This window comes from Verrucomicrobiota bacterium (assembly GCA_016871675.1).
GTDB lineage: Bacteria > Verrucomicrobiota > Verrucomicrobiia > Limisphaerales > VHCN01 > VHCN01.
In genome coordinates this window covers 1-20477 of the sequence record VHCN01000061.1, presented here as the reverse complement: position 1 = coordinate 20477, position 20477 = coordinate 1, and the positions used below count along the sequence as shown (strand labels likewise).

The following is a 20477-nucleotide window of genomic DNA, read 5'->3' as shown; positions in this document are numbered from 1 at the left end:
ACCCGTGCCGTCAGCAGATCCCGGTTCACCTGCGAGGCCGGCGAGGGTGGACACGGTGCCGAGCGGCGTGATCTTGCGGATGGTGTTGTTGGCCGTGTCGGCGATGTAGATGTTGCCGAGCGAATCCACTGCGATGGCGGTCGGATCACCGAACCGCGCGACGGCGAGCGAACCATCCGCGGCGCCGGGCAGGGCAGGGGAACCGGCGAGCGTCGTGACCTTGTCTTGCGCGTTGCCGTTGCAAAGCACACCGAGAAGCAGCAGCCCCGTCAGGAGCGCGGTGCCCGTTTCTCGTGCTTTGCGGCCGATGTGCATGTCGTTTGAGTTCGCTGCTATCTCCCGCGTCGCACCAGCCGCTCGCTCGGCGGCGGGGTGGTCGTGATCTCCGGCAAGGGCTTGAACGGCTGCGGTTCTTTCAATGCGACGCCGCTCTTGGTCTTCAGTTGTCCGTCCTTCAGCACTGTGTCCGAGACAAGGTTCAGCGCGCCGGAGCGACGGGCCTTCGGGTCCGAGGGTGCGGGGCCGGAGAAGTGCCGGAGGAACGCGGACATCTCGTCGAGGTTGAAGGGGCGCGAGCCGCGGCGCCCGAACACGACAGTCTGGTTTCCGGTTTCGTCCACGACGCGGTCGCGGTCGAGCCCGCGCGAGACGGCGACGGCCGGCCCCTTCGTCGGATACGTCGCGATGAGCTTCGGATTCGGCTTGGGGCTGAAGCCCATGTGCCCCGGTACGGTGTCGGGCGAGATGAGTTGGAGGACGCGCAGGCCGTTCCTGCCGTCGGCGACGAGCGCAAACATCGAGGCGTTGATCGAGCCGACCTGCACGGCTCGCGTGTCGTTCATCTGGCCGTCGGCGTCGAAGACCTGGTCGAGCCGCGGCTGCTCCGGATTCTCGATGTCAATGATGGCGAGGCCGGACGCGCCGTTTGCGACGTAGGCATACGTCCGCGCGAGATAGAAGCGCCGCGCGTCACGCAGCTTGACTGTGGCGCCGGGAATCAGCCGCGGTTTCGCCGGTTCGGTGATGTCCACAACCTTGAGCCCCTCGTCGTCCGTGACGAAGCAGTAGCGGAACTGCACGCCGACCGCGCGCGGATTCTTGAAACCACCGAGTTCGGCGAGCAGCTTCGGCGGGCCGAGGTCGGTGTTGCTCAACCCGAGCACGAACAATCCCTTCTCGCTGACAACGTAGAGGTTTGTGCCCGCCATGAACGAATGCATCGCGCCTTTCAACTTGTTCTCCGGATTGAATCGGTGCGTCACCTCGCCCTTGCCGCCGAGGAAGTTGTTGTTGGGGTCGCCGTCCACGAGCGTGCCGACGCTCGTCATCACGAGCCCTTCCTCGCGGTCGGTGATGAACACCCACGCGTAGATGAGGCTGATGGGCTGTTCTTCGTTGCCGACGTAGATTTCGCCGAACTGCGGGTGCTGCTCGGTGCCGGACTTGCGCAGGCGCAGCGGGTCAATGCCCAGCGTGCTCGGCAGCGTGACGCTCGTGGCGTATTTCGTCCGCACCCACGTGCGCTGGCCGAGCGGCGAAACGGGCGCGGTGACGATGCGCTCGCTGAAGCCCTTCTGGTCAATGTTCGCGACATCGAAGACCTCGAAGCCGTCCGCGCCGTTGGCGGTGTAGAGGTATTCGCCGCGCAGGGTGAGGTCGAGAATCTCCTTCGCGTGATGATGGTGAACGAGGTGCTTCGCGCCATCCTTCGCTTGCAAGACGCCCTTGTGCTGCTCGACGTGCCTCTTGAAGTTGTCCGCGTAAGCGAGCTTGTGCAGGTGGCTGCCGAACGCAGCTTGCGGTTCCTCCTGCTCGGTCCACACGACGCCGTAAAAGCCGTCCGTGCCCGCGCCCACCCACGCATAGCGGCCGAAGAAATTCACCGTGCCCGTGCCGAAGCCGAGCATCGAAGCCATCCACGCATTGTTGTCGTTCGCCTTCGAAAGGTGGCAGTCGGTGCAGTTTTTCGTGGTGCCGACGCTGCTGGTCGTGTGCGGGAAGTGCGGGTTGTAAGCCTGCCCGCTGTAGCCCTCGGCGCTGACCGTTTGCTGCTGCGAATAAACCCACTCGCGGTTCGCGTTTTGCGAGCCGACGATGATGGCGCTCGATGAGCGCAGCACCGCGAGGCGGTTGCTCTTGTAGGTCGCGTCCACGCCGAGTTGGAAGACATCGTCGCGGACGACCTGCGGATTGTAGCCGGTGAAGTTGCGCGTGATGGCGCCATCGAACTTGTTGCGTGGCGTGCGCTGATTCGCGCGCATCGGGAGGTGGCAGCCGAAGCAGCTCGTCGCCCACGAACTGTGGCAGACCTGGCAGGTGATGCGGCTGTTGTCGTGCGCGAGTTGTTGCGGGCAGCTGGCAGCAGCAGGGACGTCGCCCCAATGCTCACCATCGCGGCGGAGGGTCTTCGCGTGGCTGGCCTTCGCGTTGTAGCGCGGGTGCTGCGGATTGATGACGTCAATCGTCTGCGGAATCTCCCATCGGATGTCGGGCGACATGGTCGAGTGTTGGAAGAGACGGCTGCCTTCCCACACAAAGCGCGCGCCCCACGGCGTGTTGCTCGCGCGCAGGTCCACGCCACGGTCGCCGTTGCCGAACTTGCCGCCGTTGCCGGTGGTGATGAGCGTCGGGCGCGCGTTCACGGTGCCGTGGCAGTCAATGCACTCGATGGTCGACGCCGCGCGCGGTTCGCCGTAGAGATTGCCGTCGCCGTGCACGTCCGTGAGGAAGTGGCAGTCCACGCACTGCATGCCTTTCGCGAGGTGGACGTCCTTCAGGTGAACCGCTTTCTGCCATTTCTGCGGGTCGTCGTGCGCGACGATGTTGTCGTGCAGGTCGGTCATGTTGCCCTTCTTGTCCTTCTTGAAGATGGCGCGGAAAATCCAGCCGTGGCCGTGGTAATCGGCAAACTGCGTCTGCTTCAACTGCGGGTTGAGCTCGGCGACTTTTTCGAGGAACTCGATGTCGCCCCACAAACCGCGCGCGGCGGCGGCCTCGGGGTTCTTGCGGATGGCGTCCACCATCTGCTCGTCGGTCGGGTTCTTCTGCTTGAGCAGGTCGTCGCGCTTTTTGTTGCCGCGAAAGTGCGCGTTGTCCGCGAGCGGATTCTTTGGATGCGGATACATGAACTCGCCATCGCTTTCCTGGTCCCACCACACGTAGCCGAGATACGGGTTCACGAAGAGGTTGCCCTGGTGCATGTGGCAGTTCATGCACATCGCGCTCGGGATGCTGCGCGTGAGCGCGTGCTCGATGGGATGCCCGCGCTCGTCCTTGCGGATGGCCGGGTCGCGGCTGAAGGACAGCCCCTGATGGCCATACTTGGAATACCAGCCGGAGTTTGAGGGCGAACGGTCGTTGGCGTAAACGACGTGGCAGCCGGAGCAGCCGCTCGAGCGATAGTCGCCGGGGTGGTTGTTGCCGCCCATGAAGTCCAGCATCGGGTCGTGCAGGCGCGTTTTCTGCAGGTTGAGGAAGACCGGGTCCGTGCGGAGGTTCGTGCCGAGCGCGCGGTCAGAAAAGCGGCGCGCGGGCTTGCCGGGCGGTTCGTTCACCGTGGGCACGCCGAGTTGCAGGGCCTTCTCGCCGCCCTTCTCGAAGATGCGCAGGATGTTGCTGATGTGCGAGACGTGCCACATCGGGAGCGGGTCAATGAACGGCAGCACGCCGTAGCGGCGTGTGTCCTCGGGAGTGACCGGCGTGGGCGCGACGAGCCGCAGCGGGACACCGTTCGGTCCGTAGGCCTGGCCGTAGCGCGGGTTCTTGAACGGCACCGCGCCATTGTTGTAGAGCGCCGCGCCCCACAGCATCCCGCCGTGCCGCATCATCGAGTGGCCGACATCGCGCAACTCCTTCTCGTGGCACACGCCGCAGGTTTTCTGCGCGACGCGCAGGTCGCCGGGATTCACGAACTGGACGAACTCGGGCGATTCGTGGTTGAGCAGGATCGTGGAGTCGTTCGGGTTCGCGCTCGACTCGAAGAACAGCGGGTTGCGCGGGAGCACGTGCGCCTTGCGCTGTGTGAGGCCGGGCGAGGGGTTGCCGCCGTGGCAGTCGGTGCAGCCGAGCACGACATTCGGCGAGTTGTGCATGGACATCTCGGCGTGCGTCGGCGTCGCGCCCTTCGGCAGGTGGCACTCGATGCAGCCGCGGCTCTTCAACCTCGCGGCGTCGCGCGGTTGATCGACGAGGTTGTGAGGCTTGGGAGAGCGTGCGGCGGGCGAGTCGAGCGGGACGGAAATCTTCGGGCCGAAACCAGTTTCCGCGGAATGACTGCCTGGCGCGAAACCCAACACGATCAGCAATCCGCACAGAGCGGTTCCCGATCGTGATCTTGATCCTGATCTTCCCGCTCCGACGGGGGCGTGCCACGGTGGATTAGGAGCAGGAGGGAAACCTGCGGGCTTTGGCGCTTTCATGGGTCAGTAGGTGAATGTCAGTGTGATGATTCCGCTGTAGAGAAGACTATCCACGCGCCCCGCCTTGCCGGCCTGGTCCAGATTGGCCACGGGATCGGTGTTGCGCCGGAAAATGTCGCGATAGCCGCGACCGGGAATGAGCGAGCCGAAGCCCGTCGTGAGGATGATGTTTTCCGTGAGCAGCGGGCGGTAGACGAAGCCGAGGCTCAGGTCGAAGCCCATCTCCCGGCCGATCTTGTCGGTGAGCAGCACGGTCTGGATTGGGTCGGGTTCGGCAAGCTGGATGTAGTTCGCGTTGAAAAATCCGCGCAGCTTCGGCGTGATCTCGGCCTCGAGCCCGAGGCCGTAGATGAACACGCCGGGGTTCACGAAGTTCGCCTGGCCCTGCGTCTTGCTCGTGCGCAGGTTGGGCACGAGGCTCGAGCGCTGCTTGAGCGAGACTGCGGAGCCCGCGAGGTTGAAGCCCTGCCGCACCCAATAGCTGAACGGACCGCCGAAGAAGTTCGGGTTGTCGATAATTGTGTCGAAACCCGTCGCGTGCTGGTCGTCCGCGTTGCCGTCGCCGCTCGCCCAGAAGAATGTGCCCTTGTAGCGCAACCAGTCGCGGTCGTAGCTCAATTCGACCGCGGCCATCTGCGCGTTGATGTCCACCGGCCTGCCGGCAATGCCGTTGAAACCCTCGTCGCCGATGACGTGATAAAACTGGTGGCTGATGTTCCATCGGCCGACGTGGCCGTCGCCGCCCCAGCCGAAGTAGTAGGCTCGCACATCATGCGGCCGCACCGCGCCGATCGGGGCGGGGCGCACGATGTTTCCGTTGCGATCGTATTGGATCGTGCCCTCGTCCTGATTCAAGTGCAGGCTCCACTGCGCCGTGTAACCGTGCACGAGGAAGTCCTGCCGGTAGAGATTTGCGATGAGGAGTTGCTGGTTGCGCGCGTTGAATGTGTTCAGTTCGGAGTTCGTGTCCTTCTCCCGCGTGTCGAATCCGGCGACGTTGTATTGCCAGCGGTTGTTGTCGCGGTTGCCGAAGAAGCGCAGCCCGAAGTTCACGTCGTTGAAGATGAACCCGCGAAAGTCCGAGTTGAAGAACTGGTTGCCGAGCCGCACCGCCCAGAAGTCGTAGTTGTCCGAAAGGTCGCCGAGGTGCAGCTCCGCGAAGTATTCCTGCAACGCGAAGAAGTCCCGCGTGCGGACCGTGTGGCGCCGGCCCGCGAGGTCGTCGCTTACGGGCGCCACCTGTCCGGTGAGCAGCGTGTCGAGGTCGAGCGGGTTTTGTATGCCCGCGTTGCTCGGAGGCGGCTGGTTGAGCGCCGGGTTCGCCCCGCCGATCGCGCCGCGCGGGTCCGGCGAAACCACGCCCGTCTCCTGCGCGTGGAGATAGTTGAGGTTGTAAACCGGCGTGACGCGCAGCGCCCACTCGACGGGCTTGAACACGGTCTCGCCCTTGAACAGCTCGAACGAGAACGAGAGGTTGTGCGACACGCTCATCGCCTCGCTGCGGCCGAAGAATTCGGCGGCGCCGGGTTGCGCCGCGCTCACGCCGGATGGAGTCGGCACGGTGCGCGCCTCGAAATCCGTGAGCGATGTCGCGGTCACGTTGAGGAAAATGTCGTCGCCGATCACGGGCAGGTCGCCTTTGAGCAGGCTCTGCCGATACGGATGCCACAGAGCGGGCTTGTCGTAAAAGAGCGGCGACTCCACGCCGCTTTTCGGATAGCGCTTCCATTGCGCGAACGGCACGCGCCACCGGTCGGGGCGCGGCTCGCTCGCGGGCGGATTCTGGTAGTCGCCGGGGCTCGCGTAATCGTGCGGGTGCAACTGATCGTCGATGCGAAGATTTCGGCGTGTGTTTGGGCGCGGCAAGGTGAGCTCTCCCGCGAGCGGTTCAAGTCCGTAACGCGGCGGCGGCGCGTCGAGACTGAGCGTGAAGTCATTCCTGCGCGACTGGGCGCGCGGCGGCGCCAGTCCGCGCGGCACCGGGTCGAAACCAAAACCCGTCGGCGGCGGCTCGGGCTCCAGCACGAAATCGCCCACGCGCACGCGCATCCGGGGCAGTTCGAGTGCATGGGGCAATGGCTCGCTGCCAAATGGGCGGGGTGCGGTCCACGGCTCGGTTCGGAAAAACGGCTGGGACTGCGTCGGCGACGTCGTGCCTTTCCCCGCGCCCGGGTCCGGGTTGAACTGGGCGGGCGGTGCCGGCGGGACGGCTGTCGTGCGTTGCGACTGTGCGCGCAATGTCTGGGCGTCACGAATCCACGGCGGCAGGGCGGGGGACGGCGAGAGGTCCGGATTGAAAACCGACGGGGGCAGGGCGCGGCTTCGGTTGGTGGAAACGCGCAGCTCGAGCTTCGGATCGGGCACGGCGAAGGCGGGCGATAGAAAGAGACGTGAGCCAAAGTCGGGGCTGAATTCCGCCGGATCGAGCGGGGCCGGGCCCGAGGTGATTTCCTGTCTGAACTTCAACGCCGCCGGATCGCGCGGCGGTTCGGTGTCGGGGTTGACGGGTTTTGGTTTGCGACCTTGGAGGAGCTTGGTCGCGAGCTTGTCCTGCGCAAGTCCCGGTCCGGGAGCGACGAGAAACGCGAGCCCGACTGCCGACCAGAACGCGCGGGTCAAGTCCCGCTTCCATGCGCCCGTGTGGGAGTCGGTCGGCCTCGTCATCGCGTGGGAGATTGAGTCGCGGTTTCGTGCCGGAAAGCAAGTCGCAACTGCGCTCCCGCCGCCTTTGCACTTGCCTCGCCATGGAAAATCTCCGACAAGATTCGCGTCCGTGAGACTTCTCGCGCTCATCCTCCTTGCCGTGTTGCCTGGCGCGACGGCGCGCGCCGCGCAGTTCATCCCGCTGGCCTCGGACGTCACCAACGTCATCGCGCAGGCCGTCACGCGCGCCCAGCAGCTCGCCGTGGGGAACGCCTTCGTCGCCGTCGTGGATCGGGAAGGTTACGTGCTTGGCGTGTGGAGCGTGACTGGCACCGGAAACAGTTCCCTTACCGACGTCACCGGTCCCGTTCCGCTGGCGATCGCCAAGGCGGGCACGGCGGCGTTCCTGAGCAGCGACCAGCACGCGTTCAGCACGCGCACGGCGGGCTTCATCGTCCAGCAAAACTATCCGCCCGGCGTCAACAACAAGCCGCCCGGCCCGCTCGTGGGCGTGAATTTCTCGAACCTCGACTTCACGGACATCAATCGTTTCAAGAATCCGGCGGGCTACAACCCCGCGCTGACGAACGGCACGAACGGTGGCGCCGTCACCACGCCCCTGACTGGCGGGCTCGCAGGCGTCCCCGGCGGGGTGCCGCTCTACAAGAACGGTGTGTTGATCGGGGGAGTGGGAGTCGCCTTTGACGGCGAAAGCCCGGCGAACATCTCCCCGTCCGTCATCGCGAGTCCGTATGTGCAGGAAGACGTCGCGCTGGCGGGGCAACTCGGCTTCGCGCCCTCGCCGACGATCTTTGGGTCTCGCGTCACGGTGGATGGCGTGCGCTTCGCCTACCTCGAGAATGCACCGCCCGCGATTGGCGCTGCGGTATCGCTCACGGCGCCGGGCAACGGGAATTCGCTCGCCGCCTTTCCGCTCACGAACAGTCCGGTCATCACGTATCCCGCCCTCACCATCGGAGGGGTCACGGGCGAACTGCGATTCCCGATCATCGCAGACACTACGTCCACGCTCGCGTCCGCGCTGCGGCTCACGGCGCCCGAAGTCACCGCCATCCTGACAGCCGGGGCAAACCGCGCCCGAACCACACGCGCTGGAATCCGGTTGCCGCGCGGACGCCCGATGCAGGTGTTCATCAGCGTGGTGAACAATCCCGGCAACAACACCGCGCCCATCGTGCTCGGCAGCATCTGCACGTCGCCGGACACGACCCGTTTCAGTTGGGATGTCAGCGTGCAGAAGGCCCGCACCGCGCTCTTTTTCAGCAACGCCACGCGCGCCTTCAGCAGCCGCACCGTGGGGTTCATGGGGCAGTCGATGTATCCGCCGGGCCTTCTGAACACGGCGCCCGGGATCTTCCTCGGATTGCAGGAGCGCTTTTCCCTGTTTCCAATCGGCGGCGTCAATCCGCTCAACGGCGCGACGGTGACGACGCCCGCGAACACGCTCGCGCCCGGCACGCCCAACCCAAACCTTCCGAACGGCATCACGATTTTTCCCGGTGGATTCCCGCTCTATCGCGGCGGCGTGCTCATCGGCGCGGTGGGAGTTTCGGGTGACGGCATCGACCAGGACGACATCGTGGGTGCGAGCGGCGCGGCGCTGTTCGCGCCCCCGGACGCGATCCGGGCGGACAAGATGAGCTATCGCGGCGCGCGCCTGCCTTACGCCAAGTTCCCGCGCAATCCCGCGCTCTGACGGTGAACCACGAAGGCACGAGGAACTCGGCGTTCCGAGCCGCCTGAGCAGGTTCAACTTCCCCGCGGCTCAGCACGGTTGATGGCCCCAGTCGTTTTCTTTCAAGTCCGCCTCGTAAAGCGCCATCTGCTCTTCGGGCGTGAGTTCCTTGGTGGGAACTCCTGAAACACCCGCCGCATCAGGGGCAGCAGGGTGCCTGCCGTTCGGAGAACTCCCCGGCGCTGGCGCAGCGGATTCCTTCGGGTCGCCTGTCGGGTAGTCGGGGGCTGTCATCGGGTTGACGATACCCTCCACACATGGGATGTCACGATTCGAACTCTGCGGACTGCGAGGCCGGAATTGCGGCTTTACCTCGTTCGCCGACTGCGATATCAACATCTCACCAATCCGAATCTGTCATGGGTTCTTCACACTCAACCACCCGCCGGAGCCCTGGTCGCGGCCGCGCCGGGTTCACGCTCATCGAACTTCTAGTCGTCATCGCCATCATCGCGATTCTCGCCGGATTGTTGCTGCCCGCGCTGGCGAAGGCCAAGGGCAAGGGCCACGTCGCCAAGTGCACCGCCAACCTCAAGCAGATCGGCACCGGCATGGCGATGTATGTGGATGACTTCGACACGCGCCTGCCCTACGCGGGCATCTACCTGATCACAGCGCCGGCGTATTCGTGGGACGACTTGATGAGCAGCTACCTCGGCATGCGGTTCACGGCGGCGCAATTGCGCGACAACTACCTGCGAATCGGCCGCGACATGTGGCCGCTGATGAAGTGCCCGAGTGACAAGGTCGAACTCGACACCGGCACCCCGCCCGGCTCGCTGTGGGCCAACGGGACGAAGCGCACCTATTCAATGCCGCGGCATAATATGGGCAGGTTCGTCATCGGCGGCATCATCGGCCTCGGGGATTGGCCGCCCGCACCTGCGAATCGCACTGGCGTTGGGCTTCACTGGACCACTTCGAGCAGTGCGATACCTCCACGATGGGATCCTGCCGACCTCATCACCGGCGTGGCCGGCACTTCGCCCGACCCCTCACATCAACCCGCGCTCCGGCAAAGCGACGTTCCATCGCCGACGAGCACGATGTTCATGACGGAAATGGTCCACAACTACAACGGAGCCGGCCATGCATCGTATGCGAAGATTGACGCCGCCAACCAGCACGTCCAACCCGGCAACGGCGTCACCGACGCCAACTTTCATGCCGGCAGATTCAATTACCTCCACGTCGACGGCCATGTGGAACATCTCACGCCGTTGCAATCGCTGGGCGCCGCGAACAATCCCGCGCGGCAGAGCGGCATCTGGACCATTCAGCCGTCCGACTAGCACCGACACCCCGGAAGCCCGCGAATCAGTTCGACACGCGCGTCCCGAATCCCTTGAGCGCGGTGACGTGCCGTTTCGCCGACGAACTGAGGGGGTTCCCGTCGAGATACACTTGCAGGAACGGTGCAAACCGCTTCTCGCCCTTGAAGTCCCGCTGCGCGGCGTTGTGCAGCGGAGTGATGTCCGTGAGCTTGTTCGTGCGCAGAAAGAGCATCGAGAGCCGGCCCAGTTTCTCCAGCGCGCCGAGGTCCGTCAGTTGGTTGTTGTCGAGTGAGAGCATCGTGAGTCGCGAGAGTTCGCCGAGGCCGGCAACATGGGTCAGCCCGTTGGCGTCGAGATAGAGCGACGAAACCCGGGGAAGCCGCGTGAGCGGCGCGATGTTCGCGATCTGGTTCGTGGAGAGATAAACGGAGGCGAGATTCGTCAGTCCCGCCAACGGCTCGATGTTCTTCAGCTTGTTGTTCGACAGTTCGAGGTATTGCAACGCCTTCACGCTGCCGAGCGGGGCGACGTCCTCGACCTGATTGTGCGCGAGGTTCAGGAACTGCAACCGGTCGAGTCCCTTGAGCGGCGCGAGGTCGCTGATCTTGTTGCCCGGCAATTCCAGCATCGCGAGCGCCTTGCATTTCTCGAGGCCCGCGAGGTTCGTGATGCCCGCGCCCGCGGCGTTGATGGTCGAGAGATTGGCGACATCCGCCTCGACGAGCGGCTTGTCCGTGTCGCGCTTCTCGAAGACGTATCGGCGAACTGCAGCTTCGAGTTTCTTGTCCGGGAACAGCGGCGCGTCCGCGGCTGCAAGCGTGCCGGCTGCGGAGAAGACCGCGATGCTGGCGGCGAGGAAGGATGATGCAGTTTTCATGGGCTTGGTTGGAACGTTCGTGGTTGGAGTCGTGAGTCTCAACGTGGCGATGTTTAGCACGAGGGGCGGCAGCTTTTCAACCGGCAACCGGGCCGTTCGATCTCCCGGAGAGGGCGGAGCGCTGCGCGACATCAACTCAAAAGTTGCAACGAAGTCCGGACTCGGCAAAAGTCACCGCGCCCGATCGTGCAGCCAGAGTAGCTCAGGGGTAGAGCAGAGGACTCATAAGCCTTTGGTCGCAGGTTCAATTCCTGCCTCTGGCACGAGGCTTCAGGCCGGCGCCGCGCCGGCTTTGAGCTTCTTCGCCTCGTCCACCGTCTTCGCTTCCATTTCGCGCGGCATCTCTTCGTAGTGGCTGAATTCCTCGACGTGGGCGCTCCGTCCGCCGGTCAGCGAACGCAGCACGGTGCCGTAGTGGTAGAGTTCCACCGCGGGCACGGTGGCTTTTACGACTTGGAAACTGCCGTCCGCGTCCATGCCCATGATCCGTCCGCGCCGGCTCGAAAGGTCGCCGATGATTTTGCCGAGCGCGTCGTCGGGCACGGTGATCTCGAGTTTGTGGATGGGTTCGAGCAGGCACGGCCGCGCGTTCTGGAATGCCTCGCGGAACGCTTCCTTTCCCGCGAGTTGGAATGAAATGTCGTTCGAGTCCACCGGGTGCATCTTGCCGTCGTAGAAGTCCACCTTCAGGTCCACGATGCGGTAGCCCGCGAGGATGCCTTCCTTGCATGCTGAGTTCACGCCCTTCTCGACGCTTGGAACGAATGTCCGGTCCACGTTTTGCCCGGTGAGCGACTGGGTGAATTCAAGGCCGGAGTTGCGCACGCGCGGCTCGATGCGCATCCAGACTTCCGCGAACTGGCCGGAGCCGCCGGTCTGTTTCTTGTGGCGATATTTGGAGTCGGCCCTCGCCTTGATGGTTTCGCGGAAGGGAATGCGCGGCTGGACGAGCTCCACCTCGACCTTGTATCGGCGCCTGAGCCGGTCGATCAACACATCGAGGTGCAGCTCCCCTTGCGCCGAAAGCACGGTCTGGTGCAGCTCGCCGTCCACGTGGAAATGAAACGTCGGGTCCTCGTGCTGCAACGCCGTGAGTCCTTGCGCGACCTTGTCCTCCTCGCCCTTGACCTTGAGGCGAAGGGCCGAGTGAATCGTGGGCTTGGGGTAGACGACGCGCGGCAATGTGACCGGTCGCGCGGGGCTCGACAACGTGTCGCCGGTGTTCGTGCCGCGAAGTTTCACGACCGCCGCGATGTCGCCCGCGCCGACCTTGGGGACGGACTCGCGGTTGCGCCCGTTCAACAGGTAAATCTGGCCGACCTTCTCCGTGTGCCGCCGCTCGCTGTTGTAAAGCTCCGACCCGAACTGCACCGCGCCGGCGTAGAGGCGGAAGAAGGACAGCTCTCCGAACGAGGCCTCGGCCATGGTCTTCCACACGTAGAGCACGGGTTCGCTGTCGGTGAGGCGGGTCTCGATGGCCTTCCCCGCGGCGTCCGTCGCCGGGACGTTCGCGCGGTCCACGGGGGACGAGCCGTATTTGGCAATCACATCGAGCAGGCGCATGACGCCGACGTTGGGCTCGGCCGCGGTGCAAAACACCGGGATGAACGCTTGTTTCTGCACTGCGGCGTGCAGGCCCGCGCGCATGTCGTCCTCGCTCAGGCCGCCCTGCTCGAAGAACTTCTCCATGAGCGAGTCGTCCGCCTCGGCGATGTATTCGATGAGTTGCTGGTGAAGTGCCTTGACCTGCTCCGCGTGCGCCCCGGCCGCCGGCGCCTCGGTGAACTTGCCGCTGCGGTCGCCTGCATAGGTGGTGACCTCCGAGCGGATGACATCGAGAAGCTGGTTGAAGCCCGGCCCGGCGTTCAGCGGGAGGTTCAGCGGGAATACACGCGCCCCATAATGCTCACGCAACTGCGCCAGGACCTGGTCGAAGTTCGCGTTCTCCTTGTCCAGCGCGTTGACCACGATGAACTTCGGCAGGCCGGACTGCGTGGCGTATTTCCACACCGCGTCGGTGCCCACTCCGACACCGTGCACGGCGTGCACGACCACGAGCGCGAAGTCCCCGACCCGCAGCGCCCCGAGCCCCTCCGCGATGAAGTCCGAGTAGCCGGGACAATCAATGATGTTGAGTTTGCGCCCGAGCCAGTCGGCATGCAGCAGCGATGCGTGCGTGGAAATCTGCCGGTTCTTCTCGCTGTCATGGTAATCGCTCACCGTGGTTCCCCCGGTGATCGAGCCCATGCGGTTGATGACGCCGCAGCACGCCAGCATCGCCTCCGAGAGCAGCGTCTTGCCGGACGAAGCGTGCCCGACGATGGCGAAGTTCCGGATGTCCTTGGGTGCGTAGTCTTTCACGAGTGGTGGAGTTGGGGGTTCCCGTTTGCCGATGCTGTGGCGCGGAGGCTAGGAGAACCCGTCCGCTGCGCCAAGCCCAAATCCGCCGCGGGCCCCAATCTCCCAAACTCAAGGCCCCTTCGCGCCCGCGGGCGGGGGCGGCCGCATGAACCCGCCGAACTTCCAGTCCGCACCGACGCGTTTCATCGAGACTTGTTCGACACGCCCCGCCCCTTCGAGAAACACATTCATGACCACTTCCGTCGGCGAGACGTCCTGCCGGTCGAGCACGCGGATGCCGGTGAACGCTGCCACGTCCGCCTGGTGCTTGGCGGCGATGTCGCCCTCGGCGCGGCCCTGCCACGCTTTCGCCATGCGAAGCTGTTCCTCGGGGCCGAGCGCATCCAGATACGCCTGCGGCTTGCCGTCCTTCATGGCGGCGATTGCGGAAACCAGCGCAGTCTCGGGCGTGGCGAAGCCGGAGTGTGTCCACTGGTCGCGGCCGAAGCGATTCTGCGGGGCGGTCGTGGCCGCGGGGATGGGCACTGCCGCCGAGACGGCGCTGCGCAGGCCGATGTTCTCGGTGCGCAACTTCTGATTCTCCGCGCGGAGTTTCTCCACTTCCGGCGCGCCGCCCCGGAGTTGCGTCAGTTCGTTGCGCATGCGATGGATTTCCTGCGCCTCGACACGGAGCCGCTTCAACTCGGCGTCGTCCGAGTGGCGGTGGCGTGACTTGGATTTCTCCTCCGCCGCGTGCTCGTCCCGGGCTTCCTTGAGTTGGGCGGCGAGTTCCGCGTTGGTGTGCTCGAGTCGTCGGGCCTTCTGCCAGCCGAGCAAGGCGCACGAGGCGGCCACGAGCACGGCGAGGCCCGCGAAGAGTCGGGTGGGTTTCATGGGCTTGATTTTTGCCGGTGTTTTCTACACGCGGCGCAGCGACTTGGCGAGCCCAAGTCCCGCGCGTCGGCGAACTTCGGCGGCCCCGATCCTGAACTTGGAACTTGGATCCTGGCCAGGCGCACCCATACTCTGCCGCCTATGGAACGCCTGCCGGGCTTCCGCGATTTCTATCCCGAACCGTTGCCGACGGCGGACGCGTGGAGCGCTGACGCGCGCCGGCACATCTTCGACACGTGGAGCGCGGTCGCGCGCCGCTACGGCTTCCGCGAATACGACGGCCCGCCGCTCGAGCCGCTGGAGCTCTACACCAACAAGAGCGGTGCCGAGATCGTCGCGCAGCTTTACAACTTCAACGACAAGGGCGACCGCGCCGTGGCGCTGCGGCCGGAGATGACGCCCACGCTCGCCCGCATGGCCGCGGCGCACGAGCGGAACTACAAGAAACCCATCAAGTGGTTTTCCGTTCCGCAGCTCTTCCGATACGAGCGCCAGCAGAAGGGCCGGCTTCGCGAGCACTTCCAGCTCAACTGCGACATCATCGGCGAGAAGGATCCCGCGGCTGACGCCGAACTCATCGCGTTGCTCGTGGACTCGCTGCGCGCGCTCGGCCTCACGAGTGAGGATTTTGTGGTGCGCCTCGGCAGCCGGAACGCATGGCAGGAATTCTTCGAGCGCGGACGGACAGGTGCCGCGGATGCTGGCGAGCCATCGGACGCGTATGCCTTCTATCAAGCCGTGGACAAGCTGGAGCGCGAACCCGAGGGCAGCGGCGAGGCGCTCGCGAAACTGGGCTTCCCGCCCGATCAAGTGAAGTCCTTCATCACGTCGGCCGAACCGACACCGGAACTTCGCGCCATCCTCCACAATGTCACCGCCCGCGGCCTCGGGGACTTCGTGAAAGTGGACTACGGCGTCATTCGCGGGCTCGCCTACTACACGGGCCCGGTGTTCGAGGCCTTCGACCGCAAGGGGGAGTTCCGCGCGATTTGTGGCGGCGGACGTTACGACAACCTCATCAAGCAGGTGTCCGGCGGGAAAGTGGACCTGCCCGCGCTCGGCTTCGGGATGGGCGACGTGGTGCTGGTCGAGCTGCTCAAGGCGCGCGGCAAGCTGCCGAAGTGCGACGCGCGCTGCGATGTGGTCGTTCTCGTCGAGGAAGAATCCCTCCGCGCGGCGTCACTCGGCGTGGTGCAGCAGCTTCGCGACGCGGGATTCAGCACGGAGTATTCACTCACGGCGCTCAAGCCGGACAAGCAGTTCAAACGCGCACTGGAACTCGGTGCGACACACACAGTGAAACTGGCACCGGCTGCGGAAGGCCGGCTCGTTGCTCGCGTGAAGCATCTGAAGTCGCGGGATGAGCGGGAAGTTGCCCCCGCGGAGGTGGCGGATTCGATCCGAACGTAAGCTGGCGCAACGATGGCCGGTCACTCGCGCCAGACAATCTTGCCCGCCACGACCGTTGCCGTTGCCTTGCCCTTGAGCTGCCACCCGTGGAACGGATTGTTGCGCGACTTGCTTTGCGTGTCCTCCGCGCGAAACGTCCACTCGCGATCCGGGTCCATCACCGTCACGTCGGCATCCGCGCCCACGGCCAGCGTGCCCTTCGCGAGCTTGAGCAAACGCGCGGGCGCGACCGTGTATTTCTCGATCAGCGCCGGGAGTGACATGCGCCCGCTGTGGTGGAGCTGCATCAGCGAAAGCGCAAGTTCGTTCTCAAGCCCGGTGATGCCGAACGGGGCGTTGTCGAACTCGACCTCCTTCTCGTAATCAGAGTGCGGCGCGTGATCGCTGCACAGCACCTCGATCGTCCCGTCGCAAAGTCCCTCGAGGACGGCCTCGCGATCCGCGGCCGAGCGGAGCGGCGGATTCATCTTGAAGTTGGTGTCGTAGGGCGGCCATGACGGTTTCAGGTGGCCGTTTGCGCCGACGCCGGACACTCCCGCGCCGTCCCCGGCCCAGAATTTCTCGCTTCCCGCGACGGTGGCATCCGTCAGCGTGAAGTGATGCGGGCAAGCCTCGCCGCTGATGGGCACGCCGCGCTTTTTGGCCTCGCGGATCAGCCGCACACTGGCTGCGCTGCTCAAGTGCTGGCAGTGGATGCGCGTGCCCGTGAGTTCCGCGAGCAGGATGTTCCGCGCCACGATGGCGTCCTCGCCCGCGGCCGGCCAGCCGCGCAGTCCGAGCACGGTGCTCCAGTAGCCCTCGTGCATGACGCCCTCCGTCACGAGCAGGTAGTCCTGACAGTGATCCATCACCGGCAGGTCGAACATGCGCGCGTATTCCATGGCGCGACGCATCAACTCGTTGTTTTGCACGCAATGTCCGTCGTCGGTGATCGCAACCACGCCCGCGGACTTGAGCGAACCGATCGGCGCGAGCTCCTCGCCCGCGAGGCCCTTGGTGATCGCGCCGGTCACAAACACGTTCACCAACCCTTCGCGCGCCGCGCGCTCCTTGATGAGCGCGACCGTGCCCGCGTTGTCGATGGCGGGCGACGTGTTCGGCATGCACACGACGCTCGTGAATCCACCGCGGGCCGCCGCGCGCGTGCCCGTGGCGATGGTTTCCTTGGGCGACTGTCCCGGTTCGCGCAAGTGCACGTGCAAGTCGATCAATCCGGGGCAGACCACGAGGCCCGTCGCATCCATGCGCTCGGCATCCTGGGGCGAGGTTCTCGCCAGGTCCCGGCCGATGGCGGCGATCCTTCCATCCGAGATCAGCACGTCGGCGGTCGCGTCAAACTTCGTGGAGGGATCGATGACCCGGCCGTTCGAGATGAGAAGCGCGCTCACGCCGCACAGGATAAAGGCTGGCCAATTGACAACGCAAGCGCGGCGGGTAGTGTCGCGGCGTCCGTTGCGGGTGTAGCTCAATGGTAGAGCTCCAGCCTTCCAAGCTGGCCACGAGGGTTCGATTCCCTTCACCCGCTCCACTCCTTCAATCATCCTGCCGCGGCGTCCCGAGGTATCGGGACCAGACGTCGGCGCGGGCTTGTCAGCGCGGGCGATTTGCGGCATCCAAGGTTCAGTCATGGCATTGCATGGTCAGATGACGGTCCCGGTCAACACGTCGAAGTCGCCGTTGAAGCGATGGTCGCCGGCGCTGTGGTTGCTCTGGCTCATGCCGGCTTGCGCGGCCGACGTGGACTTCTTGCACGACATCGTCCCGGTGCTGCGCCAGCATTGCGCCGAATGCCACACCGGCGACAAGAAGAAGGGCGGCCTCTCGATGAACACCCGCGAGTCGCTGCTCAAGGGCGGCGAGTCCGGCGCGGTGCTCGTCCCGGGCGACAGCAGGAAGAGTCGATTGCTGACGGCGCTTCGTTCCACGGACCCCGACACGCAGATGCCGCCGAAGGGAGCGCGCGTGCCTGCGGACAAGATCGAGTTGATCAAGCGCTGGATTGATTCGGGCGCCGCGTGGATGGAGGGGTTCGCCTTCAGGAAGCCGGCCTACGAGCCGCCATTGCATCCGCGCCGGCCCGACCTGCCGCGGGTCGTTTCCGGACGCACGAATGCGATCGACCGCATCCTCGACGCCCACATCGCAAAACAGAAGCTCAAGCGCACCGCGCCGCTGGACGACGCGACGTTCGCGCGCCGCCTGCACCTCGACTTGCATGGCCTGCTGCCGGAACCGGCGGCGCTGGAGAAATTCCTGGCGGACAAGCGCCCCGACCGCCGGGCCATCCTCGTGCGTGAATTGCTGGCAAACGATGTCGCCTACGCCGAGCACTGGCTGACGTTCTGGAACGACCTCCTCCGAAACGACTACGGCGGCACGGGCTTCATCACAGGCGGCCGCAAGCAAATCAGCAAGTGGCTCTATCGCGCGCTCGTGGACAACCTGCCTTACGACCAGTTTGCGCGGGAGTTGCTCGCGCCGGGGCCGGAGACCGAGGGGTTCACCGCCGGCATCAAGTGGCGCGGTGACGTGAGCGCGGGACAGACCGTCGAGATTCAATTCGCGCAGTCGGTCGGCCAGACGTTCCTCGGGATCAACCTCAAGTGCGCGTCGTGCCACGACAGCTTCATCGACCGCTGGAAGTTGGAGGAGGCCTATGGGCTGGCGGCGATCTACTCGGCCAAGCCGCTCACCATTCATCGGTGTGACAAACCCCTCGGCACGACGGCGTCGGCCGCGTGGCTCTTCCCCGAACTCGGCAAGATTGATCCGGACAAGCCCCAGCCCGAGCGACTCAAGCAACTGGCCGCGTTGATGACGCATCCGGAGAACGGCCGTTTCTCCCGCACGGTCGTCAACCGGCTCTGGCACCGGCTCATGGGGCGCGGCATCGTGCACCCGACGGACGCGATGCAGACGGAACCGTGGAACGCGGATCTCCTCGACCAGCTCGCCGTGCACCTCGCGGACTCCAGGTTCGACATCAAGAAAGTGCTCGAACTCATCGCGACCTCGCACGCGTATCAATCCGTGGCGCAGGTCGTGGCCCGGGACGCGGATGATCGTGGATACGTCTACGCCGGGCCGCGAGCCAAGCGGCTCACCGCGGAGCAATTTGTCGACACGGTCTGGCAACTCACCGGCACTGCGCCCGCGCGCTTCGACGCACCGGTCTTGCGCGGCAAGGCGGATGCGGAACTGCTGCGGAGCCTCCAACTCGCGGGCAAGTGGGTGTGGTCGCGCGCGGACGCGTCGAACGCCGCGCCCGGCGAGACGATCACGCTGCGACGGAAGTTCAACCTCCGCGCCGCGCCCGTCCGCGCGGGCGCGAGCATCTCGGTGGACAACAGCTACACGCTCTTCGTCAACGGGCAGAATGCCGGCAGCGGCGACCAGTGGGATCAGCCCGACGGCGTGTCCTTCGCCAACCGGCTTCGCGCCGGAGCCAACGAAATCCTCCTCGTCGCGAAGAACGGGGGCAACGCTCCCAATCCCGCCGCTGCGTTCTTCGAGGCCCGGCTCACGTTTGCCGACGGCGCGAGCGAGACCATCGCGACGGACGAATCGTGGGACTGCACGAAATCGCAACCGGACGCGCGCGGGAAGTTCAAGGCGGAGCCCGACGACTTCAAGCCCGTGGTCGAAGTCGCGGGCGGGTGGGGCCAGCGGGTCGGCGGGCCGCTCAAGTCCATGCTCGCACAGGCCGCGCTCACGGACTTGCCGATGGTCCGCGCCGGTTTGCTCAAGAGCGATTTTCTCATGCGCACGCTCGGACGGCCGAACCGCGACCAGATCGTCAGCGTGCGGCCGAATGAACTCAGCACACTCGAGGCGATTGACCTGGCCAACGGCGAGGTGCTCGCGGGAACGCTCGAGCGCGGTGCGAAGTCGCTTCTCGCCCGCCATTGGGATTCGCCGGACGCGCTCCCGCGGTGGCTCTATACGTTCGCGCTGTCCCGCAAGCCGACGGCTGACGAACTCAAGCTCGTGCGCGCGGCGCTCGGGCCAAAACCCACGGAGCAGGACGTCGCAGACCTTTTGTGGAGCCTTGTGATGCTGCCGGAGTTTTCGCTCGTCCGTTGACGGGCACCGCCATGAAAAACACGCTCCTTCCGCTCGCGGTCGGGTTGATCGCCGTGTTTGTCGCGGTCAAGGCCGTGCGCGACCGCAACCGGCTTCAGTCCGTCCTGCAATCCGCCCGCGACACGGCACGGGCCAGCGCCAGCCGGGCGGATTCAATGGATGTCGAGAACGAGCAGCTTCGCAAACAGGTCCAGTTGCTGAAATCACTCGGCGTGAACGAAATCGAGCTTGCCCGGCTGCGCGCGGATTCCACGGAGTTGAAGCGGCTCAAGACTTCGCCGCCGAAACCTGCGCCGGTTGCAGTTGCGCCCGCCGCGATCACCGCGGCGCAGAAGCCGCCCGGCGCCGAGGGCGCGGGGTTCACCGTGGACGGGACGGTCCGCCTTTCGTTCGGGAACATGGCCGTCAGCGGCGGTTGGAAACTGCCCGAAAACAAGCGCGGCTTCGTGATGGTGACGCCGACAAAGGACGCGTCCGGAAGCGTGATGCTCGAGACGCGCCTGGTCGCGATGCCCGAGACGGCCGTGGCCACGCTCAGCTTGCGTGAACTGTTGGTCGAGAGATTCGCCGCCGAGCGGTTCCTGGTGCGCGCCGCGGGGCAGGGAGCCGAGATGCTCCGGTGGCTTGACGAGGCGGAGGGCGTGGACGTGTTGAGTGGTCCGCGGCTGTTGACCCGGTCCGGCGCGGATGCGACGATTCAGGTGCAGGGCAACCCGGAACTGGGCCAGAAGGGAATTCGCGTGGGCTTCCTGCCCACCGTGCAGGCCGACGGGGCGACCCTC

General features: G+C 65.3%; 13 protein-coding genes and 2 tRNA genes. 7 read left to right on the top strand and 8 right to left on the bottom strand.

The window, feature by feature from the left end; all coding sequences use genetic code 11:
- The 3 genes from FJ386_12070 to FJ386_12060 form a co-directional block, all read right to left on the bottom strand.
- On the bottom strand, nucleotides 1–315 hold a 315-nt coding region (locus tag FJ386_12070), incomplete at its 3' end, for a hypothetical protein (protein MBM3877442.1).
- A gap of 17 nt (nucleotides 316–332) precedes the next feature.
- Nucleotides 333–4418: a hypothetical protein gene (locus FJ386_12065; protein MBM3877441.1), complete on the bottom strand. Its 4086-nt coding sequence runs from the start codon at nucleotides 4416–4418 to the stop codon at nucleotides 333–335.
- Between the two features lie 3 nt (nucleotides 4419–4421).
- The gene (locus FJ386_12060; protein ID MBM3877440.1) at nucleotides 4422–7082 is read right to left on the bottom strand and encodes a hypothetical protein; all 2661 of its coding nucleotides are present in this window, start codon (nucleotides 7080–7082) and stop codon (nucleotides 4422–4424) included.
- A 109-nt stretch (nucleotides 7083–7191) separates the two neighbouring features.
- On the opposite strand from FJ386_12060, the gene FJ386_12055 reads away from it, so the two are divergent.
- Complete coding sequence (locus FJ386_12055; GenBank protein MBM3877439.1) at nucleotides 7192–8778, top strand: heme-binding protein; 1587 nt, start codon at nucleotides 7192–7194, stop codon at nucleotides 8776–8778.
- A gap of 69 nt (nucleotides 8779–8847) precedes the next feature.
- On the opposite strand, the gene FJ386_12050 is transcribed toward FJ386_12055, so the two are convergent.
- Complete coding sequence (locus tag FJ386_12050) at nucleotides 8848–9051, bottom strand: hypothetical protein (GenBank protein ID MBM3877438.1); 204 nt, start codon at nucleotides 9049–9051, stop codon at nucleotides 8848–8850.
- Between the two features lie 125 nt (nucleotides 9052–9176).
- Between FJ386_12050 and FJ386_12045 the strand changes: the two genes are divergently transcribed.
- On the top strand, nucleotides 9177–10109 hold the full coding sequence (locus FJ386_12045; GenBank protein ID MBM3877437.1) for a prepilin-type N-terminal cleavage/methylation domain-containing protein: 933 nt from the start codon (nucleotides 9177–9179) through the stop codon (nucleotides 10107–10109).
- 25 nt (nucleotides 10110–10134) lie between these two features.
- Here the strand turns inward: FJ386_12045 and FJ386_12040 are convergent, their stop codons facing one another.
- Nucleotides 10135–11100, bottom strand: a complete 966-nt coding sequence (locus FJ386_12040) for a leucine-rich repeat domain-containing protein (GenBank protein ID MBM3877436.1) — start codon at nucleotides 11098–11100, stop codon at nucleotides 10135–10137.
- Nucleotides 11101–11159: 59 nt separating this feature from the next.
- Between FJ386_12040 and FJ386_12035 the strand changes: the two genes are divergently transcribed.
- Nucleotides 11160–11234 (top strand) — tRNA-Met (locus tag FJ386_12035).
- Nucleotides 11235–11238: 4 nt separating this feature from the next.
- Here FJ386_12035 and FJ386_12030 read toward each other — a convergent pair.
- A complete protein-coding gene (locus FJ386_12030; GenBank protein MBM3877435.1) occupies nucleotides 11239–13329 on the bottom strand; it encodes an elongation factor G in 2091 nt (696 codons plus the stop codon).
- A gap of 108 nt (nucleotides 13330–13437) precedes the next feature.
- Entirely contained in the window at nucleotides 13438–14202 is a 765-nt protein-coding gene (locus FJ386_12025; protein MBM3877434.1) for a hypothetical protein, read from the bottom strand.
- Between the two features lie 141 nt (nucleotides 14203–14343).
- On the opposite strand from FJ386_12025, the gene hisS reads away from it, so the two are divergent.
- A complete protein-coding gene (hisS, locus tag FJ386_12020) occupies nucleotides 14344–15612 on the top strand; it encodes a histidine--tRNA ligase (GenBank protein ID MBM3877433.1) in 1269 nt (422 codons plus the stop codon).
- 20 nt (nucleotides 15613–15632) lie between these two features.
- Here hisS and FJ386_12015 read toward each other — a convergent pair whose 3' ends face one another.
- Entirely contained in the window at nucleotides 15633–17000 is a 1368-nt protein-coding gene (locus FJ386_12015) for a dihydroorotase (GenBank protein MBM3877432.1), read from the bottom strand.
- A 66-nt stretch (nucleotides 17001–17066) separates the two neighbouring features.
- Here FJ386_12015 and FJ386_12010 point away from each other — a divergent pair.
- The 3 genes from FJ386_12010 to FJ386_12000 form a co-directional block, all read left to right on the top strand.
- Nucleotides 17067–17140 (top strand) — tRNA-Gly (locus tag FJ386_12010).
- A gap of 149 nt (nucleotides 17141–17289) precedes the next feature.
- Nucleotides 17290–19695, top strand: coding sequence for a DUF1549 domain-containing protein (locus FJ386_12005; protein ID MBM3877431.1), 2406 nt, complete (start codon nucleotides 17290–17292; stop codon nucleotides 19693–19695).
- Nucleotides 19696–19706: 11 nt separating this feature from the next.
- A partial coding sequence (locus FJ386_12000; GenBank protein MBM3877430.1) for a hypothetical protein occupies nucleotides 19707–20477 on the top strand: 771 nt, incomplete at its 3' end.

What these genes read in the sequence shown, in the direction of transcription:
- FJ386_12065 (MBM3877441.1), bottom strand. Translation starts at nt 4,418, where the DNA reads ATGAAAGCGCCAAAGCCCGCAGGTTTCCCTCCTGCTCCTAATCCACCG.
- FJ386_12060 (MBM3877440.1), bottom strand. Translation starts at nt 7,082, where the DNA reads ATGACGAGGCCGACCGACTCCCACACGGGCGCATGGAAGCGGGACTTG.
- FJ386_12050 (MBM3877438.1), bottom strand. Translation starts at nt 9,051, where the DNA reads ATGACAGCCCCCGACTACCCGACAGGCGACCCGAAGGAATCCGCTGCG.
- FJ386_12045 (MBM3877437.1), top strand. Translation starts at nt 9,177, where the DNA reads ATGGGTTCTTCACACTCAACCACCCGCCGGAGCCCTGGTCGCGGCCGC.
- FJ386_12040 (MBM3877436.1), bottom strand. Translation starts at nt 11,100, where the DNA reads ATGTCGCGCAGCGCTCCGCCCTCTCCGGGAGATCGAACGGCCCGGTTG.
- FJ386_12025 (MBM3877434.1), bottom strand. Translation starts at nt 14,202, where the DNA reads ATGAAACCCACCCGACTCTTCGCGGGCCTCGCCGTGCTCGTGGCCGCC.
- hisS (MBM3877433.1), top strand. Translation starts at nt 14,344, where the DNA reads ATGGAACGCCTGCCGGGCTTCCGCGATTTCTATCCCGAACCGTTGCCG.